Below are 11,503 nucleotides of genomic sequence, written 5' to 3' on the forward strand. Positions count from 1 at the left end.
ATCTATTTAAAAAAACAGTAAGCCCCGTTAAGGGATGAAAAATGACTGTTCGTCGGCACAAAAGGGCTCATTAGCGCTTGAATTTGCAGGAAGCCAGTTAATAAGTGATATTGCACATGTTTTTGTTATGTTCCGGACAAATACTGAAATCAGTTTTATGAAATGAAACTACTACTGTCAAAAAGCAAGCTGATAACCATATTGATACATTTCCTGGTTTGGAGTGTATTCGGGTTAGCTATATTTTTTTATCTGCCATTTTTTTCAGGAATTGATATTCATTACGCGTTCTGGATAAAACAGGTAATCACGCTTGGCCTGCTCGTGATCGCATTTTATATCAATGCTTTTGTATTGGTACCGAGGTTTCTGTTAAAAAATCATCCTGGCTACTATTTTGCTATAATCATTGGTGTGATTATAGTTATTGTGCTTTTAGATGGTTGGAGTGAACCAGCACTTAACTTTAATCAATGGTTATTTGACGAAGCTTTTCATAAACGCTTGATGAGGCAGATATTGGCACATCGGGGAGAAAATATACTACAAGTGTTTACTCTGGTTATTTCAGTACTGGTGCTTGGTATTAGTACCAGTCTAGCCACCATTGGCAAATGGCAGAAAGATAAGCAGAAACACGCTGAGCTGGAAAAAGACAAAGTAACTTCAGAATTGTCGTTTCTTAAGGCTCAGATCAACCCGCATTTCTTCTTTAATACATTGAACAATATTTATGTGCTTACCCAGGTTGATGCGGATATGGCTGGTGAGGCCATTCATCAGCTCTCGCGCATGATGAGGTATTTGCTTTACGAAACCCAACAGGGACAAACCCGGCTGAGCCAGGAAATTGCCTTTGTAGAGGATTACATAAGTCTGATGCAATTGCGGTTAACCGACGCGGTGAAGGTAATCATCGATACTCCTCCGCACTTAAAAGATATGCCCATGGCACCAATGATTTTATTACCGTTCCTTGAGAATGCCTTTAAGCATGGTGTGAGTGCAACAGCGCAAAGTCATATCGAAATCGTGATCCAGCAACGGGACAGCATTCTGGATATTACTGTAAAAAATTCGATAATGAAGGATAATAGTGTTAGCTTAGATACCAGTGGCGGCATTGGTTTGGTCAATACCCGCAGAAGGCTGGAGCTGCTTTACCCAGATAAACATAAACTAGAGATTTGCGAGATTAATGCCAATAACGAGTACACTGTTCACTTAATTCTTGATCTGTTATGATATTGAATTGCATCGCAGTTGATGACGAACCCCTGGCACTTAATCAGGTGTGCAAATTTATTGAACAAACGCCTTTTTTAAAACTGGCAGGAAAATACGCAAATGCTGTGCACGCCCTAAAAGCCATTCGTACTGAAAAGATTGACCTCATATTTCTGGACATACAAATGCCCGATCTGAACGGCATTGAGCTGGCACGCGTGCTGGACACAGGTCTTGATAAGCCACGTATTATATTTACTACAGCGTACAATCAGTTCGCCCTGGAGGGATACACGGTAGATGCTTTGGATTATCTGCTAAAGCCCTTTAATTACAAAGAGTTCCACCGAACTGCTCAAAAGGCGTTGAATTACGCTGAATTGCTAAACAGACCTGTCGCACAAGCGCCCATGACAAATGAAACAGAAAGTGCGGACAGCAATTATCTGTTTCTGAAGGTGGAATATCAACTTGTACGCATCGCCCTTGATGATATTCTATATATTGAAGGCTTGAAGGATTATGTAAAGGTTGCTCTGAAGAACGCCGAGAAAGCAACCTTGTCGCGCACCAGTCTGAAGGCGTTGGAAGAAAAATTACCCCCGAAACGTTTCATGCGTGTGCATCGTTCGTTTATTGTTTCGCTGGATAAGATCACATCAATGACCAAAAGCTCGGTGCATATTGGCAAGATGATGATCAGCGTTGGCGACCAGCACAAAGATGCTTTTGCTCAGTTTGTTGGGAAATGGATTTGAAAACTGCAACAAAACTCTAAGGGGTTTGGTTTATTGAGTAGTTTTTATTTTCTGTAAAGTGGGCACCTTTTGAGCAGATATTCCAATGGACCACTATAGGAACCATCGGTATTGCTTAAAAAAGCTTTATGGGTCTGGTTATAAATACTGGCGTTATTGTCCATGTAGATATGCAGACTTACGGCCACATCGTATCGTTGAACGGCATTGCTGGAAGATGAACCATAAGAAGAGACTCCTTTAACATCTTTGTCGCCATCCCTTTTCACCTTGGTATTTGAGTTTTCACTTGAAGAGCTGGTCTGGTATCCTTTGTTTTGTGTAACTATGCCATCAACAACATACTCCACACCAAGGATATCACAAATTTCTTTCATGGTAAAACTTATCATTTTGTCTTTAGTTACCCCAGCTTTGGCCAACATAGCATTGGTTGTTCTTGAATCTAAAATGGTATATCCTGCAGAGTGCTGTGAAAGGAATCCATAAGTGTCTTCCTGTGCCTTGAGACCGATTGCATCTGCGCCAGGTTGATTGTCCATTAAATAAGTGAATGGCAAGACAGCTATTTTATTGTGATGATCAGCTGGGGAGGCAGACATGCTTACAGGATCTTTTTGGCGGTCCTGTGACGGCTGGCTCTGTTGGCTGATCACTTCAATTCTGCCACTGGAGTGCACGATTTTAGCTATATCAGATTTTTTAACGACATATTCGGCAGTTTCGCCGTCATATATAAATGTAACATCGCTGTCGGTTACCTTGACAACTGTGCCTTTCATTTCTTCGCCGTTGAGTTTTTGAATAATATCCTGTTTTACAGTTTTTGTTTGTGAAAACAGATTAACAGAAATCAGACTTACAATAAGCCATATGCAGAGCTTTTTCATAGGATTAAGATGAGTATACAAATATAATAAATGTTACATATCCGTTTACTCTCATTGTTAATTTTCATTCAAGGTACTTCGTTTCCTTTCTTCCTCTGCACTATTACTTTTCTTAGTATTCTTTATTGTACCACCAAAGTTGTAACTGAGGTTTAGTTTTACCATTCTGGTTTCAAACTGGTTTCGCCATAATTGTTGTACAGCACCACTGTTTTGTTGGTAGAAATTTCGGTATGATTTAAATAGATCAACAATGCTGAGCTGGGCGGAGGCTCGTTTATTTAAAAACTGCTGCCGAACACCTGCCGTTAAATAGGCAAAAGCTTGGTTGGTAATGGAGCGGCTTATGCTTTTACCCTGGTAATTAAAAAGAAACATCAACGAGAATTTACTACTTAACGAGAAACTGTTATATGAAGTTCCAGATAGACTAAAAATGCCATCGTTCTGTAGTAAAATACTGTTAAATTCACCTTTAAACGATCGTTTCGATAAAATAGCATTGGAGCTCGTATACCACCAAGGCAGAACTTGTTTACCGTACATGGCTTGGAGTGTGAAATAATCAGAATAATCAGCATTACCTGGCAATGTAGTAATAACGCTGTCGGTTAGCGGGACGGAGATACTAACAAAATCATTGGCACTGTAACTGTAAGTAAGGCCAAAGAAAAATGCATTTTTATAGCCATACCACAAGTCGGTATTGTAGGCAATTACAGGTAGAAGTGCAGGATTTCCCTGTTGCAAATTGTTACTGCTGATGATGCGAACCAACGGGTTTAAACTTTCGTAGCCCGGACGCTCTACCCTTTTGTTAAGGCTTAACGTAAGGTTGTGATTTTTAGTTAGTTTATAGTCAAAATGTAGTGATGGAAATGGTTGAAAGTAGCTCCTACTCTGTCCATGCGTATACTCTCCTCTTATACCTAACTGGTATGAAAACTTTTGGCCAGTACGACCATAAGTTAAAAAGAGCGCAGAAATACTTTCTTTATAATCGAATGAATCGGCTTGCTGACCATTCCTATCCTGATAAAAATTAGAATTTCCGGAATTGACATAACTTGTTTTCATACCCATTTCTAATTGACGACCATTGCCTAATGGATGAGTATAATCCATTTTGAATGCATAGACATCAAAAACACGGTTCTGCACTATCACACTTGGCAGATCTGAAGACGGACTGAAAGTGATGGTTCGATTATCTTGATCGTTATAGTTCCCATAACGGTAATAATCTAAATCGGTGGTTAGTTCACGTCCTACAGTATCAAATTGATGTTGTAAGCGCAATCCTGAGGAAAAATTAGTTGCGCGAATACCAACCAGATTGACAAATTTGGATTGCGAAACGTCATTTCCTACCTGATTAGTATTATTGATATTGGCAAAACCATCCCGATCAAAGGTTTGAAATCCCGGTTTAACTGAAGCAGACAAGGTAGTGCGTTTAGAAAGGTAAAAATCTATACCCAAGTTGGGTGTATAATTGGCATTGGTTCTTGTGCTTTGGATCTCGGAGACAGAGTGACCTATTGGTGTGCCATTACCATTAAGAAAGGTGGAAGCAATGTAAATGTTGTAGAAATAATCGTTGTAATTGTAGTCCAGGTTTAATAACAGGTTATAAATTGCTCTTTTGTAATTAAGGTTAATTCCCCCATTTGCTTTTCCAAATGCCCCTTTACCTCCACCAGCATAGATATTGCCATTTAATCCGACTTTGTAATTGCGTTTACGGATAATGTTAATGATGGCACCGTTTCCCGCAGCATCGTATTTAGCTGACGGTTGAGCAATGAGTTCAACTTTTTGAATAGCCGATGAAGACATGCCTTTTAATAAGCCAGCTAATGCTTCGCCAGAAAGTACGGTGGCTTTGCCGTCGATATAAATCTCAACCGATTTCCCGTTCAGACTAATCCGATCGTCTGGTGTAACGGTTACGCCGGGAAACTGGTTCATTACTTCCATAATTGGCGCACCGGAACCCAATCCATTCAGGTTAACAATGAGTTTATCAGCCCTTCTTTCTACAAATGGAGGCGGTGCAGAAATGTTTACCGCAGCCAATTGTGTTGTAACCGGTTTAAGTTGTATGATGCCTAGTGATTCAGTTTGCGCACTGGCAATATCGAAAACTTTAGAATAAACTATGCCATAACCCATCATCTTGAGCTCGATCAAATATTTGCCTGCAGGGATCTCGAATGCAAAGTGTCCTTTGTCATCAGCAAGCACCGCTTTAACAGTGCTGGAATCTCGACTGTTTTTTAAAATCACCTGCACAAATGGAAGTGCAGCGCTATTTTCATCCACTACATCACCACTAATTTTGCCGGTTTTTTGTTGGGCGTTAAGAATCATTGTGCTGAAGAGCAAAACAAAACTTAAACAGTAATAAAATCGAGGAGATTTAAAAATTAAATAAAGCATAATGTTTGGGTTAATTTGAATAACCCAAACATATAACTAATAATTTAGTCATACAACTAATGTATTAGCTGTACCAACTAAATACTTAATTATATTTTCTATTTATCTGATTATCAGATCTAAAATTTATTCCTATTTGATAAGCCGAACGTACTTTTTTTCCGTTCTGTAAAGCAGCCTTCCATCTCGGACTTAATTGTATTACCCGTAAAGCTTCTCTATCGCTTGCTTCATCTAAACCATTTTCAACTTTTCCGTTCGTAATTTCTCCATCTGTTTCTACGACGAAACTGACCATAACCCTTCCATCTTTATTGGAAACTTTTCTCGCGGTTTTAATCAAATATTTACTGAAACTTTCAAATCCACCTGGGAATCTAGCCGCCTGATCAATTTTAATTGTGCCGTAACTACCAAAGTCAGAAGTATTAAAAGAACACAACACTGCTACCAAAACAATCAATGGTATGCACAAAACATATTTCAATAAACGATAGGTATTAGATTTTTTACGTTGCAGCATCTTGATCCGCGCTTCCAATAATGAAGGATTATAAAACGTATTCGCTAAAACGGGTCCAGCTTTAAAATTCTGTAAAAATAGTACCATCGCGTATTTTTTTTTACTCCCTGCAAAGTTTGCCGCATATTCATCGGCCAGGTATTCATGAATAAACTTTAGGCTCTTCCGGTAGCAATAAATCAATGGATTAAACCAAAAAACCACCCCGGTAAGTTCAACCAGGAGCATGTCTAGTGTATGAAGCTGTTTTACATGTATACTTTCATGCGCATCAATCTCCGCAAAATTATCAAGATCCTGATCGATCACTTTTGTTCTCCAAAACGAAAAAGCCCGACCTTTTTCTGGTAATCCCATTTGCCTTTTTACACCAAAAAGTTTCATCAATAATAAACCCGAGGTAAAGGCTACACCAATCCAGTAAACGATAGACAACCAATTAAATTCCTGTTCGGCTGCAATTACGAGTTTTCCGCTGCCAATGACCGATAGCGTTGAAACCATCAATTCAATTTTTGGCAATGCAATTAAGTTGGAAAGATCCAGCAATGGAAGCGTCATCGACAAACAAAGTGCAGATAGCAAGTAGATTCTATTTAACAGAAAAAACGTTTCGTATTTGAGCAACAGAAGATAAAAGAAGTAAAATATGATCAGCAAAATGCTCGACCAGAAAAAGTAAAGCTGGGCTTCCATATATTTAGTCTTTAATTTTATCAATCATTCTTAACAATTGTTCTGCATCCTTTAGGTCTATTTTTTTTTCACGAACGAAAAACGAGAACATATCCTGTACAGAATTTGAAAAATAACTGCCCAGAAATTTATCAGCTTCGTGGCGCATGTATTCTTCCCTTGTAATAAGCGGATAATAACGATGGGTTTTGCCGAAGGCCTCGTAACCAATTACGCCCTTATTTTCTAAAATTCTGATAATTGTAGAAACGGTGCTATAAGCTGGCTTGGGCTCAGGCAACTCATTGATAATTTCTTTAACAAATGCCCTTTCTAATTTCCAAAGCACCTGCATCAACTGGCTTTCAACTTTAGTCAGATCTTTTATATCCATCGACGATTTTTTATGATCAAATATCAGCTAAAAAATTAGTTACTGCAACTAAAGAATTATTTTACACAACCTTTTTGTTGAATCAAATTTCAGGGGAGATAGAGCCTCCTGAATATATCGTGAAAAAGTCCTTTTTGTAAACCTCTCCTATTGGCAATTCATTTGTACCCAAGTAAATAGTATGGTGGTCAAAAGATTCTATGTAATTCCTGTTTACCACATAGGATTTACTTACGCGCAAAAAGATATCATGAGGAATTTTTTGATGGAAGGTTTTCAAGTTCATGACAGTAATCAACTTTTGGTCACCCAGATGGATTACCACGTAGTCCTTCAGTCCTTCAACAAATCTGATATTATCGAATTTGATCCTGTGAAATCTTCTATCTGATTTGATTAATAAGAAGTCTGCCGTATTACCTTCAAATGTGTTCATTTCTGGATTGCCTGAAAGCAGGCTTTGATAAGTTTCGGCCTTTTTGATCGCTTTATCAAGCCTTCCTTTATCTATGGGTTTGAGATATCGTCCTTTCTCTTCTAAGTAATGGCTTTATCTGGATCCACCTTCCTTATGATCACAATAGTTGTCAAATGGAACTTTAGCATTCCACCCTTTTTTAGTAATTTGGATAAAAAAAACCAAATGAAAAACCTGGGTACACTATTCTGTTTGTTTCTTGTATTGGTTTGCAGTCAGAACAGCAAGGCCGTATCAGTTAGGACCGTTATAAGAACGGCAAACACTTTTATTGAATCTTTAAATGCCGATGAGCAAAAGGCAGCTGTAATTGGTTATACTAAAGAAAATGCGACAAAATGGACCAATCTCCCATGTGGATTGCAATGTAGAGTTGGGGTGTTATTAGGCTCACTGACAGACATACAGCTTCAAAATGCTAAAGCAGTAGTTAAGGCTGCTATGGGGACGCTCCCTTCTAAAGGTTATGACCAGGCAATGCAGATTTTAGCTGCTGATGGTTTTCTGGGAACTGGCCGTAAGGGATACTCCGAGGGAAATTATATAATTGCCTTTCTTGGTAAGCCAAGTATTACAGGCAAATGGCAACTTCAGTTAGGCGGCCACCATTTGGCAGTTAACTTAACGTTTGATAACGGTAAGGTTATTAGCGCTTCGCCACTCTTTATTGGCTTAGAGCCCAAAACCTGGACTGCAAATGGAGTTACCTACGCTCCTCTTAAAGCCAATCATGATCTTTTGATAGCGATCCTGGCTTCTTTGAGCCCTGAGCAATTAGAAAGTGCCAAATTAAACAGCGGTTTTGGCGATGTATCTGTTGGCCCTGGTGCTGATGGTAAATTCCCTGCCACAAAAGCTGGATTAAAAGTGGGCGTGCTAAACAAACAGCAAAAGACGCTGGTAATTGATGCCATAAAGGCCTGGGTTCAAATTGCAGATGATGCTACTGTTAAAAAGCTAATGGCGTTTTACACGGCAGAACTAGACAATACCTATATCGCATATTTTGGTGGACCTACACTTACCAACAAGGGTGATTATATACGGATTGATGGCCCCTCTGTATGGATAGAGTTTATTTGCCAGCCAGGTGCAGTATTTCCGGCCGAGGTGCATTATCATACCGTTTATAGGGATCACATCCGTGATTACGGCGGTAGTTTTAGTTTTTTTAACTAACTTCATCGCGTCTTGTTGCTGATTAGCAAAGGCATTTAATCTTTATTAGCAATCTTAAAAATGGCATTACCAAATATCTTTAATAAATCCGTTTCTGATGAAATAATCGCAAGAATAAACAAGCTAACACCTGAAAGCCAACCTGAATGGGGGAAAATGGACGTTGCACGCATGCTTGCGCATTGTAATGTAACGTACGAATTGGTGTTTGATAATATTCATAAAAATCCAAATGCCTTTTTAAAGTTCATTTTAAAGATGATGATCAAGAATAAGGTTGTTAATGAAAAACCTTATGGTAAGAATGGTGCTACAGCACCACAATTTCTAATTACTGATCCAAGGGTGTTTGAAACTGAAAAAGCACGTTTGATAAGCTATATTGAAAAAACGCAGCAGCTAGGCGAAGGTCATTTCGACAATAAAGAGTCGCATTCATTTGGTGTACTCACTAAAGCAGAATGGAATAATATGTTTTACAAACACCTGAATCATCATTTGAATCAGTTTAGTGTTTAATTAAAGTGCCCACCTACAAGGCCAACGTTAGTTCGTAATCGCTAATGGCAAAGAACAGATTCTGAATCTGGTGAACATACTCTACCCTTTTCAAAGTGTGATCGTTATACTGTACAATCCAGATTTCATGATTATTCTCGTCAACTGAATTTAACAAATTAAACTCATTGCTTTGGCCTTGGCTATCTTCTACATACGTAATGAATGAGCTTAGTTTAACCTGCAACCCCAGTGATGATGCCCAATATTCGTTTATGGGAACCCCCTGATGGGAACCATGAWSKGAWKMSCRWMRNTGTRGKGTTTTAAAGTGCTCCTCGGTTACAACAAACCAGCTTCCATCTTTAAGGCCAACAATATTTCCAATTCTTAATTCATGTGCATCCATACAATTTATTTAAATAGCTATTACTAAATATACCAACTGGCAGGCTAACTTTTTAATTTTGTTTTTAAAAAGATTAATGGGTTGTAAAAACGTTGATCAAGCTGTTTTTGGTTCATAGTTAACCAGCTGGCACAGCCGTAATCGTCAAAATTTTTACGAATCTCCAGGTGAAGGTGATGGTAATCTCCTCCGTACTTTTTCGACTCCTGCTTAGTAAATAGACGAGCGAGCTTTGTTTGTTCGGTTACCTGTTGGCCCTGACTCACATACACTTCTTTTAAGTGCTTGTAAGAAGTAAACATCACTTTACCATCTGCAAGTTTGTGTTTTACTACTACTGTGCGCTGGTTTTCTGCTAAATGTACTGAGCATACAACGCCTTTTGACATTGGATAAACACTTATCAAAGTCGTTCCAGGTTTTAAAGGATTAATATCTATTGCGGTATGTATGTGTCCCTTATAGAAGCTATCCCGATGATCTCCAAATATGCTGATTACTTTGATTTGTTTTATGTCTTTTCTGTTGGATACATCGAATGGCAATACCCAATTGCTTGCTATAACTGCTGGAACAGCATCTACATAATAGGGTTTCCATCTATCTTTATCAGTATCGATTGTTGGTTTCTGGAAGTTCAATAATAAAAGGAAAGTAGTTAAGAGCGCTGTTTTCATCATTCTACTTTTTTAAGCTTTAACATTTCTTTTTTAGACAATACTACCGGTTTAAAAGTTACGGTTTCTAATGGAAGATCATTTTTGTCTGTTTTTACAGAATTTATAGCATCAGCAACATCCATTCCTTCTACTATTTCACCGAAAACGGTATAATCATTATCTAAATGGGGTGTTCCCCCTATTGTTTTGTAAGTAGTTCGCTGTGATTGCGAGAACTTAATGCCTTTCTTTTTTTCCAGGGCATCCAGTTGTTCCTCTGTTTGCGGTTTACCTACAACCAGATATATTTGGGTAAGGTATGAGCTCTTTTCGGGATTGTCATTTCTGCCAGCTCCAAGAGCACCTTTTTTATGAAACAGTGTTGGGGTTATCTCTGCGGCTAACCGTTGTATTGGCACTTCAGGATGCAGTTTTTCTCTTTCAAGGATAGTTTCATCCAGCTCTCCTCCCTGGCTTACAAAGGATTTAATGACCCGATTAAATTGCGCGTTATTGTAAAGACCTTTTTTAATAGTTTGGAGAAACATGTCTCTATGTCTGGGTGTTTCATCGTACAATATCAAGGTAATGTTTCCTTTGTTTGTAATAAGCCTTACATAGGTAGATTGGGCGTTAGTAATCAACGCAAATAATAAAAGTAGCAAAGTTAGGACAGAAGTTTTCATCTGATTTTTCCAGTTTTAAGAATATCTAACGAATATAAAAGATTATTTGATTGATCCTGTCGATATATTCTTGCTTTCGGTCGGTAAATTAACAGATCTGGCAGATTGAGTGTTAACTTTAATCGTCTCCGGCATAGGCATTGCACTATGGCTATCAAATAACAAACACACAAAATGAAAAGAATACTTTTAGCTGTAGTTTTCGGAGTAGCTTCGTTAAGCAACATAAACACTCAAGCGCAGGTAAGCGTAAATATAAATATAGGTTCTCAACCTCAATGGGGTCCAACTGGTTATGATCATGTTGATTATTATTATCTTCCTGATATAGACACCTATTACAACGTACCTAATAAACAATACATTTATCTGAATAATGGAAATTGGGTGTTTAATAATAGCTTGCCATCAAGGTATAGGAACTATGATTTGTACAATAGTTACAAAGTTGTAATTAACTCACCTAAACCTTATTTATCGCATAAGATACATGTTAAAGAATATAGCAAATACAMMSKWYACRAMGSWMWWCMRAKMKTAATTAGAGATAGCAGAAGCATTAGACAAGCCAAACCTGCGAATAACAAAAACAAATACCGTGAAGCAAAAGGTAATGGCAAATCCCGTGAAGGTAAAGGCAATGACAAACATGGTAACAGGAATAGTAACAATGGGAAACATTAGA

General features: G+C 38.2%; 11 protein-coding genes and 1 pseudogene. 5 read left to right on the forward strand and 7 right to left on the reverse strand.

Annotation, left to right across the window (positions count from 1 at the left end; genetic code table 11):
* The first annotated feature begins 162 nt into the window (after nt 1-162).
* Both N824_RS14170 and N824_RS14175 read left to right on the forward strand, forming a co-directional pair.
* The gene (locus N824_RS14170) at nt 163-1,245 is read left to right on the forward strand and encodes a sensor histidine kinase (RefSeq protein WP_048905817.1); all 1,083 of its coding nucleotides are present in this window, start codon (nt 163-165) and stop codon (nt 1,243-1,245) included.
* Nucleotides 1,242-1,985, forward strand: coding sequence for a LytTR family DNA-binding domain-containing protein (locus N824_RS14175; RefSeq protein ID WP_048905818.1), 744 nt, complete (start codon nt 1,242-1,244; stop codon nt 1,983-1,985). Before N824_RS14170 ends, N824_RS14175 begins: the two co-directional genes overlap by 4 nt.
* A 44-nt stretch (nt 1,986-2,029) precedes the next feature.
* On the opposite strand, the gene N824_RS14180 is transcribed toward N824_RS14175, so the two are convergent.
* From N824_RS14180 to N824_RS14200, 5 genes are all read right to left on the reverse strand, one after another.
* Nucleotides 2,030-2,875, reverse strand: coding sequence for a hypothetical protein (locus N824_RS14180; RefSeq protein ID WP_048905819.1), 846 nt, complete (start codon nt 2,873-2,875; stop codon nt 2,030-2,032).
* Between the two features lie 57 nt (nt 2,876-2,932).
* Nucleotides 2,933-5,248 carry an outer membrane beta-barrel family protein gene (locus N824_RS14185; RefSeq protein WP_048905820.1) on the reverse strand — a complete coding sequence of 772 codons (2,316 nt, stop codon included), beginning with the start codon at nt 5,246-5,248 and terminating at the stop codon, nt 2,933-2,935.
* Between the two features lie 154 nt (nt 5,249-5,402).
* On the reverse strand, nt 5,403-6,536 hold the full coding sequence (locus N824_RS14190) for an energy transducer TonB (protein WP_084498329.1): 1,134 nt from the start codon (nt 6,534-6,536) through the stop codon (nt 5,403-5,405).
* 4 nt (nt 6,537-6,540) lie between these two features.
* A complete protein-coding gene (locus N824_RS14195; protein ID WP_048905822.1) occupies nt 6,541-6,909 on the reverse strand; it encodes a BlaI/MecI/CopY family transcriptional regulator in 369 nt (122 codons plus the stop codon).
* A gap of 82 nt (nt 6,910-6,991) precedes the next feature.
* Nucleotides 6,992-7,345, reverse strand: coding sequence for a LytTR family DNA-binding domain-containing protein (locus tag N824_RS14200; RefSeq protein WP_052334145.1), 354 nt, complete (start codon nt 7,343-7,345; stop codon nt 6,992-6,994).
* A gap of 207 nt (nt 7,346-7,552) precedes the next feature.
* Between N824_RS14200 and N824_RS14205 the strand changes: the two genes are divergently transcribed.
* Complete coding sequence (locus N824_RS14205; RefSeq protein ID WP_161662322.1) at nt 7,553-8,566, forward strand: DUF3500 domain-containing protein; 1,014 nt, start codon at nt 7,553-7,555, stop codon at nt 8,564-8,566.
* 60 nt (nt 8,567-8,626) lie between these two features.
* Nucleotides 8,627-9,085 (forward strand): DUF1569 domain-containing protein, encoded by a 459-nt coding sequence (locus tag N824_RS14210; RefSeq protein ID WP_048905823.1) that lies wholly within the window; start codon nt 8,627-8,629, stop codon nt 9,083-9,085.
* Nucleotides 9,086-9,517: 432 nt separating this feature from the next.
* Here N824_RS14210 and N824_RS14220 read toward each other — a convergent pair whose 3' ends face one another.
* Nucleotides 9,518-10,153, reverse strand: a complete 636-nt coding sequence (locus tag N824_RS14220; protein WP_048905825.1) for a M23 family metallopeptidase — start codon at nt 10,151-10,153, stop codon at nt 9,518-9,520.
* A complete protein-coding gene (locus N824_RS14225) occupies nt 10,150-10,818 on the reverse strand; it encodes a peptidylprolyl isomerase (protein WP_048905826.1) in 669 nt (222 codons plus the stop codon). Before N824_RS14225 ends, N824_RS14220 begins: the two co-directional genes overlap by 4 nt.
* 174 nt (nt 10,819-10,992) lie before the next feature.
* On the opposite strand from N824_RS14225, the pseudogene N824_RS28045 reads away from it, so the two are divergent.
* Nucleotides 10,993-11,502: pseudogene (locus N824_RS28045) on the forward strand (hypothetical protein).
* The last annotated feature ends 1 nt before the right edge of the window (nt 11,503 follow it).

This window comes from Pedobacter sp. V48 (genome assembly GCF_000523515.1).
Classification (GTDB): domain Bacteria; phylum Bacteroidota; class Bacteroidia; order Sphingobacteriales; family Sphingobacteriaceae; genus Pedobacter.